Raw genomic sequence first — 22,612 nt, forward strand, 5'->3', positions numbered from 1 at the left:
AATCATTTTAATGAATGAGTATATATTGCTATGGAGGTGTTTTTATGCTTAATAGAAATAAAATTATATCGGTATCCCTTGCAGCACTTCTTTTTGTTCCTGCTTCACTTGCTTTGCCGGGAACAGGGGTATCAGTAAAAGCGCAGGGAACTTTTAATGCGGCGGATTACGGAGCTTATCCCGGTGATAACAAAAGTGATACAGACGAAATAAACAGTGCTATAAGAGCAGCTAATGAGGCAGGCGGCGGAACCGTTGTGTTATCTTCGGGAGAATATAATATTAAACTAAGTGAGTCTGGCGGAAATGGATATGGACTTGAGATGAGGGATAATGTAACCCTTCAGATGGATAAGAACACAAAGCTTGTTGTTGAACCAAGCAAACTGGACAATTATCAGGTTCTTAGGATTAAGTGGTGCAATAATGTCACTGTATCCGGAGGGCGGATCGTAGGTGAAAAAAATAAGCACAGTGGCCAGGGGGAAGCAGATGAAGGCCATGGAATAGTTATAGCCGACAGTACTAATATAAGTATTATCGGTATGAATATTTCTAACAACTGGGGTGATGGAATATATATTGGGAATGGCGGAAACAATGGCTGTAATACAGTCAAGATAAAGGACTGTACAATTACCGGAAACAGACGAAACAACATAGCTATTGTCGATGCTGACAATGTAACTATAGATAAATGCGTGATCAAAAATGCAAAAGGTGCTGCGCCTCAGTGCGGAATACTTATAGAGCCCAACACTAGCGGTGGAAATCTCAAAGGGGATGAGGTCTGCAAGAATATCACGATCAAAAATACTACAGTTAAGTCTGCCAAAAAAGGAAATAAAAATGGACAGTTTATGGCAGTCATGATACTCAATCCTTATTATGCAAGTAATAACAAGACAGTGGCCAAAAATGTGACAATATCAAAATGCACCTTAAATGGTGATTGCGGTAACTACTCAGGGAAAAAGGTGTCCATAAAAAACAGTAAGATAAAGGGAACCTTCTATGACCACATGAAAACAAAAATAAAGAAGACAACAATTAAAAGTCACTACAAATTTTAATAAATATTTTGCTAGCAGAAAACCCGCAGACTTCCATAGCCTGCGGGTTTGTTTTGTAATTTAAACTTGAAGGTGTAAAAGATGAGTTGCAATTGTAAAGTATGCAAGAAGTGATACAGCATCTACGATTGTAGTGATCATAGGAGATGCCATAACAGCAGGGTCGAAACCAAGTCTGTCTGCGCACATAGGCAGTAGACACCCGATACTTTTTGCAATGATAACAACAATTAGCAGTGTGATGCACACAACAGCGGCAACTGAAATAGTAAGCTTATCCAAAAAAAGCAACTTTATAAAGTTTGCAGCTGAAAGCGTAATTCCGCAAAGGAGTGCGACTCTGACTTCCTTCCACCATACTTTGAATATCTCAGGGAATTCTATTTCTCCAAGTGATAAACCACGGATGATGGAAACGCTTGCCTGTGAACCTGCGTTACCACCTGTATCCATCAGCATCGGAATATAAGCTGTAAGTACCACATAAGCTGACAGGGCATCTTCAAATTTAGTGATTATGGCACCTGTAAATGTTGCACTGATCATCAAAAATAAAAGCCATGGCATTCTGTTTTTATATGTGTCCAAAATACCAATTCGGGAATATGGCTTATCTGAGGGAATGATAGCTGCCATCTTCTCGATATCCTCGGTAGCCTCTTCTTCGATGATGTCCACTACGTCATCGATGGTGATGATACCGATCATCCTGTTTTCGTTATCAACAACAGGCATGGCTGTAAAGTCGTACTTTTTGAACATGTTGGCGGCTTCTTCCTGGTCGGTCATAGTATTTATGCTAATGACCTTGGTGTTCATTATGTCGCCAATCTTTTCATCTGCTTTTTTGATAAGCAGATATCTTAAAGCTACGGTACCAACAAGAATTCTTTGATTGGTCACTACGTAGCAGATATTAACGGTTTCTGAGTCAAGACCGATTTTCCTGATCCTGTCTATTGCCTGAGATACGGTCATGTCTTCTTTTAGATCCATATACTCCACAGTCATGATAGAACCTGCGGAATCCTCAGGGTATCTTAGAAGATGATTAATATCTGCTCTGGTATCGGGTCTTGCATTGGCAAGAATTTTCTTTACTATACTTGCGGGCATTTCTTCCAGAAGGTCAGTTGCATCATCGGCCATCAGGTTATCGATGATGTTACCGGCTTCTTTATCTGAAAGAGACTGAATTATATACTGCTGATCCTCAATTTCAAGGTCGGCAAATACATCCGCAGCAATATCCTTTGGCAGGATGCGGAACATTTTAAGAGAGTCTTCGTTCTCCATGTCGTCCATGATAGCAGCTATATCGGCCGTGTTCATCTCAGCAAGTGTCTGACGAAGCTTGGTGTATTGCTTGCTTTCAAGGAGCGAGCATACTAAATCCATGATGTTGTTTTCTTCCATGGGAAAATATCTCCTTTCGATGAGGTTTTACTAAGCGTGCTACTTCGGGGCACAGGGTTATCGTTTGATATATGTTTATCCTGCTTCATAAAACCACCACCTTTCATTAGGAGATTTAATTAAGAATCAGAGCTGTATCACTTTTTTACATAGAAAGTGTATGTGATAAAGCTGTAAGAAACTAATTAGTACACTTAAGTTTAGCACAAAATATAATAAAATTTAATACAATGTTTATTTTTTTGAAATGAAAGTTAATTGAGTGGGTAATAGCGTGATGATAAAATTAATTTATACTTTAGGTAAACAGAAGAGTTGATGTTTTTTACATGTTTAGCAGTTTCTTTTGGGGGAAGGCGATGAAGAAAATTGGTGGATGGCGTGGCCTTGTGCTTATCGCTGTGTGCATTGTTATGAACCTCATAGGAAATCAAATTGCAATCAGATTGCAGCTGCCGTTCTGGCTTGATGCAATAGGTACGCTGATATGTGCAATAGTATTGGGCCCTGTAGGAGGGGCTCTTTGTGGTGCACTCACCAGTATAGTTACAGGTTTTATGAACCCCGTTTACCTCATCTATATCGTAGTATCGGTAGGTATAGGAATTTCTGTAGGATTATTGTTCCCCAAAACGCAAAAATATTCTATTATTTCCGTTGCTTCTACAGCTGTTTTTGCAGGTATAGTAGCAGTCGTACTCTCTACTCCGATCAATTTTATTATGTACAATGGTTACACAGGCAATATATGGGGTGATGCCCTTGTTGATATGCTTTCAAGAAATGTCCATGTGCCTGTTTTGTGTATGGTTTTGGGTGAGGCTTTCGTTGATATACCTGATAAGTCTATAAGTGTGTTCATAGCAATTGGGCTTATTTATGCATACAGGAAAATCTTCGACAGGCGAAAATGCACAAAGCTTGTTTTGCTTCTAACTGCGGCTGCTTCACTTATGTTTTTCAAAACAGAGGCTTATGCGTATGATTTTAGTGCTGATTTTGCGGCAGTAAGATATGATACCGATGACGGACTTGAAACCATTGAAATAAATACTATTGCCCAGGGAGCTGACGGCTATATTTATGCGGGGGCATATTCAGGTTTGTACCGCTTTGACGGATACCGGTTTGAGGCGCTGAAAATAGACGAGAGAATTAATAATGTAATGTGCCTGTTTGTTGACTCAAACGGATATCTCTGGATTGGAACGAATGATAGCGGAGTTGCTTGTTGGAGGGGCGATGACGACATCATTTTTTACACCAAGAAAGAAGGACTTGCTGCTAATGCGATAAGAGCGATCTGCGAGGATAATGCCGGAAATATATATGTCGGTACTACAGCCAATCTTTCTGTAATAGATAAAGAAGGGACACTCTACAGATTCACTGACTTTGGGATAATAGGTGTATATAACCTGACCTGCGGTTCAAACGGAGTTGTTGCCGGCATTACAAATAGCGGAGATGTTGTCTTTGTCAGGGGAAAAGAAATAGTAACAAAGCATTATCTTATGGATGAAAATGTCGACTATTCATCTATTACTGCGGTACGAAACGGTATGTATCTTGTTGGAACTACTTCAAATTATGTTCAGCAGATTGTCCTTGAAAATGACAAAGCGGTATCAAAAAAGAAATATTACGTCGAAGGAGTTTTTAACTTTAACAAACTCATATATTCCGAGAAATACTCCGGATATTTTTATTGCTGTGAAAATGGCAAAGGATTTTTGACAAAAGAGGGAAAAGCAACTTATCTCATAGATGAAGACTTTGACTCATCGATAAGTTGTTCAATGATCGATCACCAGGGAAATATCTGGTTCTCCTCCAACAAGCGCGGAATAGTGAAGTATTCATGGAATCCCTTTGAAAATATATTTGCAAAAGCTGATGTAGACAGCGAGGTCGTCAACAGCGTTCTTGTTAAGGACGGTCTTTTGTATGTCGGAACGAATACGGGACTTGTGACGATCGATCTGAAAACATATTATTCTGTTCCCATCAATCATCCTGAAATATTTGATGGAGTCAGAATACGCCATTTAATGGAGGATTCACGTGGGAATTTATGGGTAAGTACCTATGGTGAAAATGGTCTCATTGAAATTACTGACAATGGGGATGTGATTTTCTTTAATGAATTAAAGAAAAAAACCGAAGGCAGCAGATTCAGGATGACCTTGGAACTATCTGACGGAACAATTGTAGCTGCATCAACCACGGGTCTGAGCTTTATTAAGGATGGAGAAGTTGTAAAGACAATGGATGAAAAGCAAGGTCTTACAACTCAGGTCCTTTCTATGGTCGAATCACAAGATGGTGTTATTGTGGCGGGTACGGACGGAACCGGCGTTTTCATCATTGATAATGGAAAAATAGTAGAGCATTATGATGAAAAAAACGGTCTTGATTCACTTGTGATATTAAAAGTTGTTCCCTGTGATGATGGATATATCTATGTTACGAGTAATGCACTTTACTATCTGGATAAGAACAACAACCTTCGTAAGCTTGCCGGATTTCCGTACAAGAATAATTATGATGTTTTCCTGGTGGCGGACAATAAGGTGTGGATCACATCAAGTGCGGGAATATTCGTTGTCGACAAGGCAGATCTTCTTGCAGATGGTGAATACAGTTATATGCTCCTGAATAAGGGGAGGGGATTGTATTCCTCTCTTACAGCTAATGCGACCTGCTGCTTTTATGGTAACGATCTGTTTTTGTGCTGCTCTGATGGCGTACAAAAGATGGATATACATGGCATCTATGACAATAATACTAATTATGATATAAGGCTTACTAAGCTGCTGCTTGGTGACGAAATAATAAAGCCGAATGAAGAAGGTAAATATATCATTCCCGCATCCATGGACAGGATTCAGATAAATGTATCTGTTCTAAACTATACCCTTTCAAATCCTATGTTGCACATATATCTTGAGGGAACCGAGGATGATGGGGTTATCTGCTATCAGAGGGAGATGAAAAATCTTAGTTACCTTAGTCTTCCGTACGGAGAATATACACTTCATGTGCAGGTACTTGATCTTGCAGGAAAAAAGGCCGTTAAAGAAGAGACATACCTGATCGAAAAAGAATCACAGATGTTTGAAAGAACTTACTTTAAAATATATCTGTTTACTGTCTGCGCTTTATTTGTTCTGTTTGCCGGTTGGCTGATAGGTAGTATACGAGTAGGGATGAACAGCTTTGAAAAGCTGAAAACAGAGATAAAGATTGACGGCCTTACCGGATTTTTTAACAAAAGCTATTCCGAGCAGGAACTTCGCACTATATGCAAAGAAAAAAGCGGTGCGCTTTTGGTACTTGATATTGATAACTTTAAGCTTATCAATGACCTTCACGGGCATGAGATGGGAGATAGTGTCCTTATGGGGTTTGCAGATATAGTGCGTGCAAATATCAGAGACGAAGATTTTGTTGGAAGGATCGGCGGAGATGAGTTTGTAATGTTTATAACAAATGCAACAGAAGAAGGAACTATTTCCGAAAAGGTCAGAATCCTCAATAATGAAGTGAAAAACGTCGCAATAAACCTTATCGGTGAAAATGTGAACATACCGATAGGCGTTTCTGCTGGAGTTGTTTTGGTACCTGATGGAGGAACTGATTATAATGAGCTTTTCAGGAATGCGGATAAAGCTTTGTATAATGTCAAACAAAACGGCAAGCATGGATATGCGCTTTACAGAAATGATAAATCCTCGCCCGGCAGTAAGAAGACAAATGCAACCGGGATCGACTCGATAAAAATGATCCTGGGAGAGCGTAATCCCGGCGATGGAGCTTATTATGTTGACTTTGATAAATTACAGGTTGTATACAGACTCTTAAAACGCTTGTATAAGAGGACGCTTGTCAATGTCTGGCTTGTGGAATTTGTTTTAAACGGAAAAGACGGCAACGAGGTAGACAGTGAGGTCATGGACAAATTCCTTGAAGTTCTGTCTATTAATATACGCAGTAACGATGTGGTGTCATTAAGCGGCAAAAACCAGGTGGTTGTCATAATGACTGATATAGCGCCGCATGACGGAAATACTCCTATAGAGAGAATCATAAGGGAATGGAATATGGTTCCCGGGCATGAAAATTATGAACTAAGTTATGAAGCTGATGCCATGTGAGATTTAAACCTTGTTTTGAATTTTGAAAAGGTATAAAATGTTGCAGTGATTAACTTAGAAGAATTTTAATGCGTTATAGAAGGAGTAGTAACATTATGATGCAGTCGCGTACACATACATGTGGAGAGCTCAGAATAGAGCATGCCGGTCAGAAGGTCAAGCTTGTCGGATGGCTTGAAAATCTTCGTGAAGTCGGCGCAGAGCTCGGATTTGTGGTTTTGAGAGATTTTTACGGAACCACTCAGGTAGTCATCGAAAATGAAGATATGATGAAGACCGTTAAGGGAATCAATAAAGAATCAACTATCTCAGTTGAGGGTACAGTCAGAGAGAGAAGCTCTAAAAACCCCAAGCAGGCAACCGGAGATATCGAAGTTGTGCCTGAAAAGGTAGAGGTTCTTGGTCGTTGCAGATATAACGAACTTCCTTTTGAAATAAACAGAAGCCGCGAGGCCGATGAGACAACAAGACTTAAGTACCGTTATCTTGATCTTAGAAATCCGGAAGTTAAGCAGAATATCGTTTTAAGATGTAATGTAATAGCTGCACTCAGACAGGCTATGACAGAGCATGGCTTTATGGAGATCACAACTCCTATTCTTACAGTATCATCACCTGAAGGCGCAAGAGATTACCTTGTTCCTGCAAGAAAGCACCCCGGAAAGTTCTATGCACTTCCTCAGGCGCCTCAGCAGTTCAAGCAGCTCCTTATGACTTCAGGCTTTGACAGATATTTCCAGATCGCACCCTGCTTTAGAGATGAGGATGCAAGAGGAGACAGAAGCCCGGGAGAATTCTATCAGCTTGATATGGAGATGGCTTTTGCTTCTCAGGAAGATGTCTTTTCTGTTTGCGAGGATGTTCTTCCTCCTATTTTTGCTAAGTATGGCACTTATGACAGAGCATCTGAGGCACCTTTTGCACGTATTCCTTACCTTGAAGCTATGGAGAAATACGGAACAGATAAGCCTGACCTTAGAATTGACCTCACAGCTACAGATGCTACAGAGGTACTTAAGGATTGCGGATTTGGACCTTTTGCAAGCACAGTATCACAGGAAGCTGCAGATGCAAGCGAAGGCGCTTTAAAGGCCGGAGACATCACAGAAGTATGCATTAAAGCTGTTGTTATTTCTGATTTCAAAGAGAGCCGTAAATTCATAGATAAGACAATTGCAGAAGTTGAAGTACAGGCAGGCTCTAAGCCTTACTGGTTCAGACTTGATGAAAACGGAGAGATTGTCGGAGGAATTGCAAAGTTTGTTCAGGAAAGAAAAGACGAAGTGATTTCCGCACTTTCACTTAAGGCAGGCGACCTTGTTGTTATAGGCGCAGGCAAAAAGGGAATGGCTCAGAAAATCGCAGGTGTTTCAATCAAGACATTTGGTGCAGCAGTACCCGGACATATGGATAAAGAGCAGTACGCATTCTGCTGGATCGTTGATTTCCCTATGTACGAAATCGGCGAAGAGTCAGGAGAGCTTGAGTTCTGTCACAATCCTTTCTCAATGCCAAGTGGCGGCATGGAGACTCTTCTTAAGGCAGAGAGAGGCGAGATCGATCCGCTCGATATCATGGCAGATCAGTATGACCTTGTATGTAACGGCGTTGAGCTTTCATCAGGTGCTGTTCGTAACCATGATCCAGAGATCATGATCAAGGCATTTGAGATGGTAAGACTTGGCGAGGAAGATGTTAAGGCTAAGTTCCCTGCTATGTACAATGCATTCTGCTACGGTGCACCGCCGCACGCAGGTATTGCACCTGGTGTAGACCGTATGGTTATGCTTCTTGCAGGCGAGAATTCAATCAGAGAGATCATTCCGTTCCCTATGAACAAGAATGCTCAGGACGTAATGATGAATGCTCCCGGCGAAGTAACAGAGAAGCAGCTTGAAGAACTCCACATCAGAACTGTCGTAGATGACGCAGAATAAAATGAAAAATATATATACCCCGGAATGCCGATGCAAATATCGGTATTCCGGGGTATTTTTTTAATTGCATATCCAATTTGCAAAATTGGATTTTTATACAGGTAATTTTTGCCAAAAAATGAATTTTTTAAGTCTCAAAATAGAAATAAAATGGAACTCGAGTTTTAGAGATGAACAAAACTAAAATGTTTGTAAAATCTAGCCTAAGCAATTGTATTTTCTGAAAAACACTTGTATTATTGAAATATATGTTGCGTAATTTCGGATTTGTACAAATTATCAGAATGAAGAGTCGAAATCAGTTCAAATGATTAAAAAATCAAAAGATTTTTCCAAGTTAATGACGCAGTTTGCAATGGTGGGGCAACTGGGGTTATCCCTGGTAGCGCCGATTCTTGTGTGCATTTTTATATGCTATCAGCTAACTACGGGTATGGGACTTCCGGGGTGGATCTACATCATTGGAATATTCTTTGGACTCGGAGGCTCGATCATGACCGGATACAAGGTTTATCTGGAGGTAATAGGCAAAACGGAGAAGAAAAAACGTGACGAAAAAGAGGTGTCTTTTAATAAGCACGTCTAATGGAGAGGAATAAGTTTTGTATGGGAGTTCAGGAAGCTGTTAAGAAGGAAACTTCATTTATATTGATAGGCACATCAGTTGCTTCAATACTTGTTATTATTTGTTTTTTTATTTTGCATCAAGTGGTGCCTTCATATGCACCTTTTGATTATACGGTCTTCGTAGGCGCGGCAGGTGGAACTATTGTCGCAGTAGGCAACTTCTTTTGGATGGGGCTTACAGTACAGAAGATCGCCGGAATGAATCAGGAGGAAGATGACAGAGCCAGAAGTACCATGGCAGTAAGTCTTCGCTACCGCACATTGATCCAGTTGGTATGGGTTGTTATAGCAATCTTTGTTCCGGCTATAAATCTTGTGACAGGTATCATTCCTCTTTTTATTCCAAGCTTTTTAATAAAAATTCGCGGAATACTATCTGCGAGGAAAGGAAGGTGATACTAACGTATGAACTTTGAAATTACTGGCAGTAAGATCTTTTACACCATCCATACGCCAATCCCGGTACTTGGTGATTTTCAGATCACTGAGACACTGATTGTCAGCTGGATCGTAATGGTCATCATAACACTGCTGTGTATCTTCCTGACGAGAAATCTTCAGGTCGAGAACATTTCAAAGCGGCAAGCAATTGCAGAAATGCTGGTCGAGACTGCCAACAATTTTGTAAGAGGCAATACCGGATCAACCAAGTTTGATAAGTTGATTCCTCTGGTTGCAACTATTTTTACAACCAGTGTTGTTTCTAACCTTATTTGTCTGGTAGGACTTAGAAGCCCGACTGCGGATCTGGCGACAGAAGCTGCATGGGCTGTAGTAGTATTTGTGATTATCACTGCAACCAAGATAAAAGCAGGAGGAATAGGTGGTTATCTGAAAGGATTCACTCAGCCTATCCCGGTACTTACGCCGTTTAATATTCTTTCAGAGTTTGCAACTCCGGTAAGTATGGCGTGCCGTCATTTTGGTAATATTCTTTCCGGCGTAGTTATTGACGGACTTATATATGCAGCACTTGCACTTGCATCATCAGCTATTTTGGGTCTGATCCCCGGAACAGTTGGAGCAGTGCTTTCACAGATTCCGATTCTAAGTGTTGGTATTCCTGCAGTCTTAGGCGTTTATTTTGACTGGTTCACAGGAGTTATGCAGGCATTCATTTTCTCAATGCTTACTATCATGTACATTGCGAATGCCGCAGAAGGTTGATACACAGAAAAACTAAATACAGTAATTATTATTTATAACAAAAAACATTTTTTCTAGGAGGAAAAAAACATGGGTGATTATCAGTTGTTAGCTAGAGGTATTGCACTTGCAGGCTGTGGAATAGGTGCAGGATGTGCGCTTATCGCAGGTATCGGACCTGGTATAGGTGAAGGAACTGCCGTTTCTAAGGCTCTTGAAGCTATCGGACGTCAGCCTGAGTGTAAGGGCGACGTTACAAGTACTATGCTTCTTGGTTGTGCCGTAGCAGAGACAACCGGTATTTATGGTTTCGTTACAGGTCTTCTTCTTATCTTCGTTGCACCTGGAACATTCATGAATTATCTGAAGTAAGTTTGTTAGTACGGAGGTACGCGAATGGATACACAGGGATTAGTAGGAATAGTTCCGTGGACGTTCATTGCCCAGCTCTGTAACCTGTTTATTCAGTTGTGGCTCATTAAAAAATTTCTTTTCAAGCCTGTCAATGACATTCTCGAAAAGAGACAGAAGATGACTGAAGCTGAATTAAAGGGTGCGCGTGAAGCAAAAGAAAAAGCCGAAACCATGAAGAAAGAATATGAAACAAGTCTTTCATCAGCACAGGCACAGGCTGCTGAAATAGTTGCTACAGCGCAGAAAGAGGCTCAGGGTAAGGCAGATAATATTGTGAAGGAAGCCAAAGAACAGGCTGCACAACTTACTGCCAGAGCAGAAGCGGATATCGCGCAAGAGAAAAAGAAAGCCATCAACGAGGCTAAGGACACTATCGGCGGACTTGCGATGGATATTGCAGGAAAAGTCGTAGAAAAGGAAATCAACGAGAACGATCACAGGAAACTGATTGATGAGTTTATTAACAATGTAGGGGAGGCGTCATGACAAAGGCTGGAGATTTATACGGACAGAGTCTGTATGATCTGGCACTTTCGGAAAACCTTACGGATGACATTCTTGTTCAGATGGAATCGGTTAAAGAGATTTTCAAGGAGAATCCCGACTACATAACACTTCTGTCGGAGCCCTCGGTTCCAAAGAAGGAGAGACTGAAACTGGTAGATGAAGCATTTGACGGACAGTTACAACCGTATCTGCTCAACTTTATCAAGATCCTCGTTGAAAGAGGATTGCTCAGACAGTTTTCAGCATGCAGCCGCAGATTCAGGGAGAGCTACAATAAAGATCACGGAATAGCAGAGGCCATCGTAACAAGTGCGATCACTCTAAACGATTCCCAGATAGATGCTCTTAAACACAAACTCGAATCTATTACGGGAAAAAAGATTCTTTTATCCCAGAAAATCGATGCATCTGTTCTTGGAGGTATTCGAGTTGATATCGAAGGCAAGCTCTTTGACGGAACAGTCCAGGGACGCCTTGATGAACTTCGCAAGAAGGTTGACGAAACAGTCATGTGATTGGTGCACAGGGATTTGTCCCCGGCGCCGGTTGAATAAAATTGTAAACCACGGAGGCTTTTAGAATGGAATTAAAACCAGAAAAAATATCCGAGGTTATTCGAAGCCAGATCAAAAACTATCAAAATGCGATCATTCAGAATGAGACCGGAACAGTTCTTACCGTTGGTGACGGTATTTCACGAGTAAGCGGACTCCTGAACTGTATGTCAGGAGAGCTTCTTGAGTTCGAGAACGGAACATTCGGAATGGCTCAGAACCTCGAAGAAACAGTAGTATCTGCGGTTTTGTTCGGAGAAGATGTAGGAATCAGTGAAGGACAGACCGTAAAACGTACCGGAAGAGTTGTATCTGTTCCGGTAGGCGATGCAATGATAGGACGTGTAGTTAATGCTATTGGACAGCCGATAGATGGCGCAGGCCCTATCGAATCAGACGATTACAGACCTGTTGAGATCAAGGCACCCGGAATTATCGAAAGACAGCCGGTTAAAGAGCCTTTGCAGACCGGTATCAAAGCAATCGACTCCATGATCCCGATTGGACGTGGACAGCGTGAGCTTATTATCGGTGACCGTCAGACAGGTAAGACCACAATTGCTATTGATACGATCATCAACCAGAAGGGAAAAGATGTAATCTGTATCTATGTTGCGATCGGTCAGAAGAGATCAACAGTTACTTCACTCGTTGCTGAACTGCAGGCAGCAGGCGCTATGGAGTATTCAATTGTTGTAGCTGCTACAGCATCTGAACCCAGCCCTCTGCAGTACATTGCTCCTTATACAGGCTGCACAATGGGTGAGTACTTTATGAACAAGGGTAAGCACGTATTGGTTGTCTATGATGACCTTTCAAAGCACGCTGTTGCTTATCGTGCTCTCTCCCTTCTTATCAGAAGACCCCCGGGACGTGAAGCATATCCCGGTGACGTATTCTATTTGCACAGCAGACTTTTGGAGCGTGCGGCTAAGCTTTCCGATGAGAACGGCGGTGGTTCACTTACTGCTCTGCCTATCATCGAGACACAGGCCGGAGACGTATCCGCATACATTCCGACAAACGTTATCTCCATCACAGATGGACAGATATTCCTTGAGACGGAGCTTTTCCACTCGGGCATCATGCCGGCTGTTAACCCCGGTATCTCAGTATCCCGTGTAGGTGGTAATGCTCAGATCAAGGCCATGAAGAAAGTTGCCGGAACACTTAAGCTTATTTATTCACAGTATCGTGAGCTGCAGAGCTTCGCTCAGTTCGGATCAGACCTTGATGAAGATACCAAGGCGCGTCTTGCACAGGGTGAAAGAATTGTGGAAGTTCTTAAGCAGGATCGTAGTTCACCGGTACCCGTAGAGAAACAGGTTGCCATTCTGTATGCTGTTATCAACAACGTCCTTACAGAAGTTGAACCTTCAGATATCGCTGAGTATGAGGCTGGTCTGTATGAATTCCTTGATACCAACCCTGATGGAAGCTCTGTAATGCAGGCTATTCGTGATACAGGAAAACTTGAAGGCGATTCAGAAGAGAAGCTTAAAGGTGCACTTAAGGCATACACAGACAAATTTGTTGCCGGAAAAAAATAACGGAGGATAATACATGGCTGCTAATATGAAAGCTGTGAAGCTCCGGATAAAAAGCGTACAAAGCACCATGCAGATTACAAAGGCGATGCAGCTGGTTGCTGCAAGTAAGCTGAGAAAGGCTAAAGAAAAGGCTAATAAGTCAAAGCCATATCTTGGAACATTGCTTAGCACACTAAGAGATATCGCTAACAGTAACCGTGATTTTCAGTCCCCATATACAAGACAGGGCAAAAGTGATAAATGGTTATACGTAGTAATCGCCGGTGACAGAGGCCTTGCAGGAGGATACAACTCAAACCTCTTCAAGTTTATGGAAAGTGAGACAAAAGGACGTGATATAGAAGTACTTCCTATAGGAAAAAAATCTGTAGAGTACTTCAAACACAGAAACGTTCCGATCTTCACAGAGGATTTTGCTGAAGTTGCTAAAGTAAATATATCTGATTGCTTTTCGGTAGCAAAAATCTTGTGTGACGCATACAAAGAAGGAAGATTCGGACATATTTTCCTATGTTACACGGACTTTATATCGATGATGTCTCAGGTTCCAAAAGCATCACCAATACTTCCGCTTTCGGATCTTAAAGGTGAAGATGGAGAGGCTGTAAGGTCAGGATCTCTGATTTTGTACGAACCGGACAGCGAAACAGTATTCAATACGGTTGTTCCGGAGTATTTGGCGGGGGTGCTCTATTCCAGTATTAACATCTCGGTTGCAAGTGAACTTGCAGCCAGAAGAACTGCAATGGAAGCAGCTACCGACAACGCAGAAGAAATGATCGAAACTTTGAGTTTGTACTATAACAGAGCAAGACAGGCAAGCATCACGCAGGAAATCACAGAGATCGTTGCTGGTGCGGAAGAACCTTGAATTTAACATTTCTAAAAGGTGTTAAATAAGGGATTAGTAAAAGAAAAACAAAGGAGTACTCACAGATGAGTGAAAAACATGTTGGAAAGGTAATACAGGTAACAGGACCTGTCCTTGACATCCGTTTTGGCGAGGGTGAGCTTCCCGATCTGCATAATGCTATTGAAATAAAAAATGGTGATACAACTCTTATTGCCGAGGTTGCACAGCAGATTGGTGATGACGTAGTCCGTTGTATTGCGATGAGTTCTACGGACGGACTTGTCCGTGGAATTGATGCGGTAGATACAGCCGGACCAATCTCAGTTCCCGTTGGTGACGAATGTCTTGGAAGAATATTCAATCTTCTAGGTGAACCGGTTGATAATCAGCCTGCACCTACAACTCAGGAGAGATGGCCTATTCACAGACCTGCTCCTTCTTTTGAAGATCAGGTCCCGGCTACCGAAATATTTGAGACAGGAATCAAAGTCGTTGACCTTATCTGCCCCTATGCAAAGGGTGGTAAGATCGGTTTGTTTGGTGGTGCCGGAGTTGGTAAGACAGTCCTTATTATGGAGCTTATCAATAACGTAGCAAAGGCTCACGGCGGTATTTCCGTATTTACCGGTGTAGGTGAGCGTACTCGTGAAGGTAATGACCTTTACGGTGAAATGAAAGAAAGCGGAGTTTTAAATAAAACAGCGCTTGTTTACGGACAGATGAATGAGCCCCCGGGAGCACGTATGAGAGTTGCTCTTTCAGGACTTACAATGGCAGAGTATTATCGTGACGTTAAGAATCAGGATGTGCTTTTGTTCATTGATAACATCTTCCGTTTCACACAGGCTGGTTCAGAGGTTTCAGCGCTTCTTGGACGTATGCCTTCAGCCGTAGGTTACCAGCCTACACTGGCTACTGAAATGGGTGCTCTTCAGGAGCGTATTACATCTACCAAGAAAGGATCAATCACATCGGTTCAGGCCGTATACGTTCCTGCCGATGACCTTACTGACCCTGCTCCTGCAACTACATTCACACACCTTGATGCGACCACCGTTCTTTCCCGTGACATTGCGTCAAAGGGTATTTATCCCGCTGTTGATCCTCTGGATTCAACAAGCCGTATCCTTTCACCTGATGTAGTAGGAAAGGAACACTATGAAGTTGCCAAGGGTGTTCAGCAGGTGCTTCAGAGATATCGTGAACTTCAGGATATCATTGCTATCATGGGTATGGATGAATTGTCTGATGAAGATAAGCAGACCGTATTCAGAGCTCGTAAGGTTCAGAACTTCCTTTCACAGAGCTTCTCAGTAGCAGAGCAGTTTACAGGACTTCCCGGAAAGTATGTACCTCTTAAGGAAACAATTCGCGGATTCAAGATGATCCTTGACGGCGAGTGTGATGACCTTCCGGAGTCAGCATTTTTGCTTGTTGGAACAATTGATGAAGTGTTCGAAAAAGCAAAGAAGGGATAATGTATGGCTACCTATCATTTACAGGTCGTATCCCTTGATGGGGTTGAATATGAGGGTGATGTTGAGAAGATCATGCTCCGTACAGTAGATGGCGATGTAGAGATACTTGCCCGCCATATCAACTACTGCACCGGTATTGGCATGGGAACAGCTCACATTACACTGGCCGATGGAACAGAGACCAAGGCTGCCTGTATAGGTGGTATGCTCTCTGTAATGGACGGCGAGGTTCGTGTTCTTCCTACAACCTGGGAATGGAGCGACGAAATAGATGTGGAACGTGCTAAAGCTGCAAAAGCCAAGGCTGAAGAAGCGCTTAAAGACGCGAAGCTTACAAAAGAATCCAGAGTCCGCGCGGAAGCAAAGCTCTATAGGGCTCTTGTAAGAATCGGTTCCGCAGATAAAAAATAATAAAATAATAATCAAAAAAAGACCTTTATCTGATATCGCTAAGATACAGATAAGGGTCTTTTTATGTTGATAAAAACGCAGAGCGTGGGATTTGAACCCACGCGCCGGAGACCGGCCTAAAGCATTTCGAGTGCTCCCTCTTGGACCTCTTGAGTAGCTCTGCAAACATGAACAACAGCCCTTTCAGGCTGCTTTTTCATTATACGTTTGAACTCCTTTTTAGTCAATAAAGTTATTGTTGCATCAGGCATTATTCGGTATAATTATTTGGAAGTTTGAGGAACTTTATATCAGCAAATGTTCATTATAAAGTTTTAGTTGGGAGTATCTAATTTAGATGGCTTATGTAGCACTATACAGAAAATTCAGACCACCTGTATTTGATGATGTCAAAGGGCAGGATCACATAGTTACAACACTTAAGAATCAGATAAAATCAGATAGAATCGGCCATGCATATCTGTTTTGCGGAACACGTGGTACAGGTAAAACATCAGTGGCAAAGATACTTGCCAGAGCTGTTAACTGCGAAAGTCCAAGGGATGGCAGCCCATGCGGAGAGTGTCCCACCTGCAAGGCAATTGAGCAGGGCGCTGCAATGGGAAATGTAATAGAAATTGATGCCGCATCAAACAACGGTGTTGATAACATCCGTGAGATAATAGATGAAATATCATATTCACCAACAGTAGGAAAATATAAAGTATATATTATTGACGAGGTTCACATGCTCTCTGCAGGCGCATTCAATGCCCTTCTAAAGAGTCTTGAAGAGCCGCCGTCATATGTGATATTTATCCTGGCGACTACGGAAGTCCAGAAGATACCTATAACCATCCTTTCAAGGTGCCAGAGATATGACTTTCACAGAATTACGATAGATACTATTGCTGACAGACTGCGTGAAGTAGTTGATGCAGAGCAGGTAAAAGTCGAGGACAAAGCACTTCGGTATATTGCCAAGGCAGCAGACGGATCAATGAGAGATTCCCTCAGCCTTCTTGACCAGTGCATAGCTTTTAACTATGGCGAAGAACTGACTTATGACAGAGTTCTTAATGTACTTGGCGCTGTTGACACTTCGGTTTTCGGAAAACTGTTTTGTTTTCTTATTAAACAGGATGTGACCGGCGCGCTGGATCTTTTATCAGAGATAGTGATCCAGGGTAGAGAACTGACACAGTTTGTAAGCGATTTTATCTGGTATTTGCGAAATCTAATGCTTGCATGTACATCTGATCACATGGAGGATGTCATCGACATGTCCTCTGAAAATCTGCAGAACTTAAAAGAAGTTGCCGCAGAAAGTGATATAGATACTATCATGCGCTATATACGTGTCTTTTCAGAGCTTTCGTCAAACTTGCGATTTGCAACACAAAAACGTATTCTTATAGAGGTGACTTTTATAAGAATCTGCAAGCCTCAGATGGATGAAAATATAGATGCCTTTGCGGACAGGATCAGAATCCTTGAAGAAAAAGGTGAGGAGATGGACAGAGTTTTGGGAGGCATCAAAAGCGGAGAAATAGGAATAAGCCGTGGAAATGCACCGAAAGCTCAGATGGTTGCAGCACCTGCTCCGAAGGAAGAAAAGCAGCTTGAAATAGCAGTTGCGGAAGATGTAAAAAGAGTTGTAAATGAATGGGGCAAGATTCTTTTTGGAATGCCAAATCCAATGAAAACTTATCTGCAGGGAGCGATTTTAAGCCAGGGCAATGACAACAAACTTTTTATAGTACTTGATAATAAAGAGCGTGTTGAAAAATACTCTGTAGAGCCCGGACATTCAGAACTTGGTACTATCCTGGATAATGCGATAGGAAAGCATGTGGAATTTGAGATGCGCTTTGCAAGCCCGGACAGACCGGCTTCGGAACAGTATATAGATCTCAAAAACATTCATTTTGATATTGTAACGGAAGATGAACCTGACATGCCGGAGTTCGATTTTGCAAATCAGGATTTTGATCCTGACAGAGAAATTGACATGGGCGATGATCTTGGCCATGAAGAGGCAAGCGCCTATACCGATTACAATTCAGGGGCTTCTGATACAGATAATAATGACCTCGATGATGAAAACGCTTTTGAAGAAAAAGACAATGGCGAAGACGAGGATTAATTTTTAGGAGGAATAAAATGGCAAAACGTGGTGGATTTCCGGGAGGAATGCCCGGCAACATGAATAATCTTATGAAACAGGCTCAGAGAATGCAGCGTCAGATGGAGGAGAGCCAGAAGGAATTAGAGACAAAGGAATTTACAGCAAGTGCCGGTGGCGGTGCTGTTGAAGCAACAGTTACAGGTTCTAAGAAGCTTCAGGCAATTAAGATTGCAGAAGATGCAGTTGATCCCGAAGATGTTGAGATGCTTCAGGATATGATAGTTGCAGCAGTTAACGAGGCGATGGATCAGGCAGAAAAAGCCCAGAGCGATATCATGGGTAAGATGACCGGTGGCCTCGGCGGACTCGGAGGACTTCCTTTTTAATGGATTTATACAGCGGACATATAAACAGGCTGATAGAGGAACTATCGCAGCTTCCAGGAATTGGCGGCAAGTCGGCTCAAAGGCTCGCATTTTATATTATTGGATTGCCAAAAGACAGAGTAGAGAGGCTAGCCAAGTCAATAACAGATGCCAGAGAGAACGTTCATTATTGCAAAAAATGTTTTACTCTCACGGATAATGAAATCTGTCCGATCTGCGCGAATAAAAGCAGAGATCACAGCACCATTATGGTCGTTGAAAATGCAAGGGATCTTGCAGCTTATGAAAAGACCGGGAAATACGAGGGAATTTATCATGTTCTTCATGGGGCAATTTCACCAATGCTTGGGATTGGTCCGGGCGACATTAAGCTGGCAGAACTTGTAAAAAGACTTGAAACCGAAGATGTCAATGAAGTGATAATCGCAACCAATTCAAGTCTTGAGGGTGAAACAACAGCGATGTATATCAGCAAACTTATAAAACCAACCGGAATAAAGGTCACCAGAATAGCCAGTGGGGTACCGGTGGGCGGTGATCTTGAATATATAGATGAAGTAACGCTTTTGAGGGCTCTGGAAGGCAGAACAGAACTGTAAAATTGCATAATAAAGAATTGGCAATGCGCTGATTCTTACCACAAGGAGGACAACAATGAGTGTGAAAAGAGAATTTTTGGGAGAAACAAAAACAGGCGCGCCTATATACGGATATCATCTTACTAATTCATCAGGCATGGAAGTATGCGTGCTTAATTATGGTGCAGCCATCAGAAATATTTTTGTTTTTGATAAAAACGGAGAGAAAAAGGATGTAGTTCTTGGATACGAAGATGTCTCAGGATACTTTGATAATGACTGCTTCCTTGGAATAGTAGTTGGCCCTAGTGCCAATCGTGTTGCAAATGCAGCTTATTCTATAGATGGTAAAATTTTTACCATGGAAAAAAATGATGGACCCAACAATCTTCACACCGACATGGAGAACGGCTTCCATAAGAGAATATGGGAAGCAAGCGAGACAGAAGACAGTGTTACTTTTACATTAAAAGCTGAGGATGGGGATCTTGGATTCTCCGGAAACAGAGTATTTACTGTGACATACACTCTATCAAACGACAATGCTCTTTCACTTCACTATCATGCAACAAGTGACAAAAAGTCATTAATGAACCTGACTAACCATTGCTATTTCAATCTGGGAGGACATAACTCAGGATCTATCCTGGATCATGTAGCTCAGTTTAATGCAGAAAAGACAACACCGGTAAGAGAAGGACTTATTCCTACAGGTGAAATAAAGAGTGTTGAGGGTACTCCTCTTGACTTCAGACAGGCCAAACCTATCGGAAAAGATATTAATTCTGATGATGAACAGATAAAGATAGCCGGTGGCTTTGACCATAATTTCTGTGTAGATGGCGCAGATGGAACAAGAAGAATATTTGCCACAGTAACATGTCCTGAAACAGGAATAACCATGCAGTGTTCTACAACTCTTCCGGCATTCCAGTTTTACGCAGGCAATTTCCTTAAGGCTGAGGGCGGTAAAGAAGGTGCTGTGTACAAGGAAAGAGACGGATTTTGCCTTGAAACGCAGATTCATCCTAATGCAGTAAATCAGAAAGAATTCCCGGATTGCATATTCGGACCCGAGCGTGAATACGATACAACAACTGTTTATCGCTTCATGTAATTGTACTAATTATAGAAAGAACTGTAATGGCAGAAGTCAGAGATTTTACTAAATATATAAATAAAAATACTGATGAAGACAGCAATCAGCAGGAAATATCATATACTGAAAAAATCAGAAAACATAGGATTGCTGTAGCGGTAAGAACTGTAATTATAATGATTTTGACTGTGCTTCTGGTAATGGCAATCTACGTCAGCTGGAGAGATAAAACATATACAGAAGTGCAGTTTTCATCAGCAATCAGAATATCAGACACTTCAGGGGCGGAAGCGATGAACCTTGACGGCTACGTCCTGCAGTACAGTAAAGACGGTGTTAGCTGCTTAAACGCACAGGGAGAAGCATTGTGGAATCAAACCTATCAGATGCAGAACCCGACTGTCCACACCTGCAAAAATGTAGTTGCTGTAGGAGATTATAACGGACACAACATATATGTAGCCAATACATCCGGAATATTGGGAGAAATAGATACGAATCTCCCTATAAGAGATTTTTGCGTTGCTTCTCAAGGTGTGGTCGCAGCAGTGCTCGATGATCAGACAGTGACATGGATATATTTGTTTGATGCAAAAGGCGAAACGCTTGCCAGTTTCAAGACAACAATGCAGGATAGTGGATATCCGGTTGATGTAAGCATATCTCCAAGTGGAGAACTTGTATGCGTTTCATATTTGAAGGCTGATAACGGAAGACTTAAAACCAGTGTAGCCTTTTTCAACTTTGGAGCTGTTGGACAAAATGCCACAGACAATTATGCAAGTGGATTTGATTATCCTGGCACAGTGGTACCTTATGTCCAGTTTATGAATGACAGCAAGATTTTTGCAGCTGCTGACGACAGAATAATGTTTTTCTCCGGAAGTGAAGTTCCTACAAGCCAGACAGAAGCTATGACTGGTGAAGAAGAAATCCGTTCAGTGTTCTACAATGACTCTCATGTGGGAGTTGTATTTGTGAATAATACCGAGGAAGGTGCGTACAGACTTCAGGTTTACGGAAATACCGGGACACTGGAGACAACTGTATATTTTGACCTTGAGTATGTTGATATTCTTTTTAATGATGATCAGATAACAATATATGGTGAGGATGAGTTCCTTTTGTGTGATATGAATGGAAATGTTAAGTTCGGAGGGAACTTTGATAATGCGGTTCGAGTAATGATTCCGACAGGTATTAGAAGTAAGTTCCTTTTGGTGACACGCAATTCAATTGAAACTATGGAGCTCAAATAATAATGGAAATTATGACTTTTATAACACAGCCGCAGGTGATGGTTTCGCTTGCGGTTTTAATTTTTCTCTTATGGAGAATATCATATGGATACAAATACGGGCTTATCGCAGAGCTTCTAGAAATAGCAGCTATCGCGGTTGGCTTTTGCATTCTCAATATTGCTTCGGATACAGTAGATAAATTCCTCGGAGGAGAAAAATTACATATTGTAGCAATTGCTTTTAAGATAATTGCAATCTTGCTTGTATATAGAGCAATCCAGGGGATATCAAACGGAGCCAGAGGCGTAAGAAAAGTACCGATCCTGGGAACAACAGACAAGCTTTTGGGAGCCTGCTTTGGACTTGTAGAGATATATATTTGGTTAAGAGTCCTGAATTATATAACAGGCTATGATTTTGAAGGAGCTGTAAGATATACATTCAATGGGATTATCGGACTGATACATATATGATGTAATGCGCTTGTCTTGGCTCATTGTAGCCTGCTTTTACATATGCACAATAAGTAAAATTTTACCATTTTACATATAATAATAAGAAAATTCTTAATAATTTATTAATTGCAAAATATGTGATTGACACATACAGGGGTGAATGGTATATTTATATTCGCTCGCTACGAGTGACAAGCGGTCTGACCGGAAGGAATCAGCGCTGTTATTCAAAAGAGAGTAAAAAGATAAATCAAAAAAGTGCTTGACAAAAAGCCTGCTAAATGATATCCTATCAGAGTTGCGGCTGACAAGCCATGACACAAAAGCACATTGACAATAAAATAGTAATGCAACCCTGAAAATTCCATTAAAGAATATTCAGAGAACAAAACCTAACAAAGGTAAAACGGACAGAACAAAGCCAAGCTTTAGTTCTGGTCAGACGAACGATCAAATCACCGAAAGGTGAAGAGATAGATTTTTAACGTGAGAGTTCGATCCTGGCTCAGGATGAACGCTGGCGGCGTGCCTAACACATGCAAGTCGAACGGAGATTTAACGCTGCAGAGATTTCGGTCAAAGCTTGTTAGATCTTAGTGGCGGACGGGTGAGTAACGCGTGGG

At 41.6% G+C, this 22,612-nt stretch carries 20 protein-coding genes, 1 tRNA gene and 1 rRNA gene; 20 read left to right on the forward strand and 2 right to left on the reverse strand.

The genetic code is table 11. From position 1 onward, the window contains the following. Window positions 1-44: 44 nt before the first annotated feature. Window positions 45-1,073 (forward strand): right-handed parallel beta-helix repeat-containing protein, encoded by a 1,029-nt coding sequence (locus tag T543_RS13860; protein WP_035769365.1) that lies wholly within the window; start codon window positions 45-47, stop codon window positions 1,071-1,073. Between the two features lie 60 nt (window positions 1,074-1,133). Here the strand turns inward: T543_RS13860 and mgtE are convergent, their stop codons facing one another. Beyond that, complete coding sequence (mgtE, locus tag T543_RS13865) at window positions 1,134-2,489, reverse strand: magnesium transporter (RefSeq protein WP_035769368.1); 1,356 nt, start codon at window positions 2,487-2,489, stop codon at window positions 1,134-1,136. Between the two features lie 359 nt (window positions 2,490-2,848). Between mgtE and T543_RS13870 the strand changes: the two genes are divergently transcribed. From T543_RS13870 to atpC, 12 genes are all read left to right on the forward strand, one after another. After that, on the forward strand, window positions 2,849-6,646 hold the full coding sequence (locus tag T543_RS13870; RefSeq protein ID WP_035769370.1) for a diguanylate cyclase: 3,798 nt from the start codon (window positions 2,849-2,851) through the stop codon (window positions 6,644-6,646). Between the two features lie 95 nt (window positions 6,647-6,741). Further along, window positions 6,742-8,583: an aspartate--tRNA ligase gene (aspS, locus tag T543_RS13875; RefSeq protein ID WP_035769372.1), complete on the forward strand. Its 1,842-nt coding sequence runs from the start codon at window positions 6,742-6,744 to the stop codon at window positions 8,581-8,583. A 307-nt stretch (window positions 8,584-8,890) separates the two neighbouring features. Continuing rightward, a complete protein-coding gene (locus tag T543_RS13880; RefSeq protein WP_035769373.1) occupies window positions 8,891-9,169 on the forward strand; it encodes an AtpZ/AtpI family protein in 279 nt (92 codons plus the stop codon). Window positions 9,170-9,189: 20 nt separating this feature from the next. After that, window positions 9,190-9,606: an ATP synthase subunit I gene (locus T543_RS13885; RefSeq protein ID WP_035769623.1), complete on the forward strand. Its 417-nt coding sequence runs from the start codon at window positions 9,190-9,192 to the stop codon at window positions 9,604-9,606. Window positions 9,607-9,615: 9 nt separating this feature from the next. Further along, window positions 9,616-10,377, forward strand: coding sequence for a F0F1 ATP synthase subunit A (locus T543_RS13890; RefSeq protein WP_035769375.1), 762 nt, complete (start codon window positions 9,616-9,618; stop codon window positions 10,375-10,377). 69 nt (window positions 10,378-10,446) lie between these two features. Then, window positions 10,447-10,728, forward strand: coding sequence for an ATP synthase F0 subunit C (gene atpE, locus T543_RS13895; RefSeq protein ID WP_035769377.1), 282 nt, complete (start codon window positions 10,447-10,449; stop codon window positions 10,726-10,728). A gap of 24 nt (window positions 10,729-10,752) precedes the next feature. After that, the gene (gene atpF / locus T543_RS13900) at window positions 10,753-11,256 is read left to right on the forward strand and encodes a F0F1 ATP synthase subunit B (protein WP_035769379.1); all 504 of its coding nucleotides are present in this window, start codon (window positions 10,753-10,755) and stop codon (window positions 11,254-11,256) included. Beyond that, on the forward strand, window positions 11,253-11,792 hold the full coding sequence (atpH, locus tag T543_RS13905) for an ATP synthase F1 subunit delta (RefSeq protein ID WP_035769380.1): 540 nt from the start codon (window positions 11,253-11,255) through the stop codon (window positions 11,790-11,792). The genes atpF and atpH overlap by 4 nt, the downstream gene beginning before the upstream one ends. Window positions 11,793-11,857: 65 nt before the next feature. Then, the gene (gene atpA / locus T543_RS13910) at window positions 11,858-13,381 is read left to right on the forward strand and encodes a F0F1 ATP synthase subunit alpha (RefSeq protein WP_035769381.1); all 1,524 of its coding nucleotides are present in this window, start codon (window positions 11,858-11,860) and stop codon (window positions 13,379-13,381) included. A gap of 13 nt (window positions 13,382-13,394) precedes the next feature. After that, entirely contained in the window at window positions 13,395-14,252 is an 858-nt protein-coding gene (gene atpG, locus T543_RS13915) for an ATP synthase F1 subunit gamma (protein ID WP_035769382.1), read from the forward strand. 65 nt (window positions 14,253-14,317) lie between these two features. Further along, a complete protein-coding gene (gene atpD / locus T543_RS13920) occupies window positions 14,318-15,712 on the forward strand; it encodes a F0F1 ATP synthase subunit beta (protein WP_035769383.1) in 1,395 nt (464 codons plus the stop codon). 3 nt (window positions 15,713-15,715) lie between these two features. After that, on the forward strand, window positions 15,716-16,123 hold the full coding sequence (atpC, locus tag T543_RS13925) for an ATP synthase F1 subunit epsilon (RefSeq protein ID WP_035769384.1): 408 nt from the start codon (window positions 15,716-15,718) through the stop codon (window positions 16,121-16,123). Window positions 16,124-16,199: 76 nt separating this feature from the next. On the opposite strand, the gene T543_RS15945 is transcribed toward atpC, so the two are convergent. Continuing rightward, a tRNA-Ser gene (locus tag T543_RS15945) sits at window positions 16,200-16,286 on the reverse strand. Between the two features lie 174 nt (window positions 16,287-16,460). Between T543_RS15945 and dnaX the strand changes: the two genes are divergently transcribed. The 7 genes from dnaX to T543_RS13960 form a co-directional block, all read left to right on the forward strand. Further along, on the forward strand, window positions 16,461-18,248 hold the full coding sequence (gene dnaX, locus T543_RS13930) for a DNA polymerase III subunit gamma/tau (protein WP_081830087.1): 1,788 nt from the start codon (window positions 16,461-16,463) through the stop codon (window positions 18,246-18,248). Between the two features lie 17 nt (window positions 18,249-18,265). Beyond that, window positions 18,266-18,616, forward strand: a complete 351-nt coding sequence (locus T543_RS13935; protein WP_035769385.1) for a YbaB/EbfC family nucleoid-associated protein — start codon at window positions 18,266-18,268, stop codon at window positions 18,614-18,616. Next, complete coding sequence (gene recR / locus T543_RS13940; RefSeq protein WP_035769386.1) at window positions 18,616-19,215, forward strand: recombination mediator RecR; 600 nt, start codon at window positions 18,616-18,618, stop codon at window positions 19,213-19,215. The genes T543_RS13935 and recR overlap by 1 nt, the downstream gene beginning before the upstream one ends. A 55-nt stretch (window positions 19,216-19,270) precedes the next feature. Further along, a complete protein-coding gene (locus T543_RS13945) occupies window positions 19,271-20,311 on the forward strand; it encodes an aldose epimerase family protein (protein WP_035769387.1) in 1,041 nt (346 codons plus the stop codon). Window positions 20,312-20,337: 26 nt separating this feature from the next. After that, window positions 20,338-21,552 (forward strand): DUF5711 family protein, encoded by a 1,215-nt coding sequence (locus T543_RS13950; protein WP_035769388.1) that lies wholly within the window; start codon window positions 20,338-20,340, stop codon window positions 21,550-21,552. A gap of 2 nt (window positions 21,553-21,554) precedes the next feature. Then, window positions 21,555-22,007 (forward strand): CvpA family protein, encoded by a 453-nt coding sequence (locus T543_RS13955; RefSeq protein WP_035769389.1) that lies wholly within the window; start codon window positions 21,555-21,557, stop codon window positions 22,005-22,007. A 464-nt stretch (window positions 22,008-22,471) separates the two neighbouring features. Next, window positions 22,472-22,612: ribosomal RNA gene (locus T543_RS13960) — 16S ribosomal RNA — on the forward strand; the annotation flags it as partial.

Source organism: Butyrivibrio sp. NC2002 (genome assembly GCF_000702265.1).
Classification (GTDB): Bacteria; Bacillota; Clostridia; order Lachnospirales; family Lachnospiraceae; genus Butyrivibrio.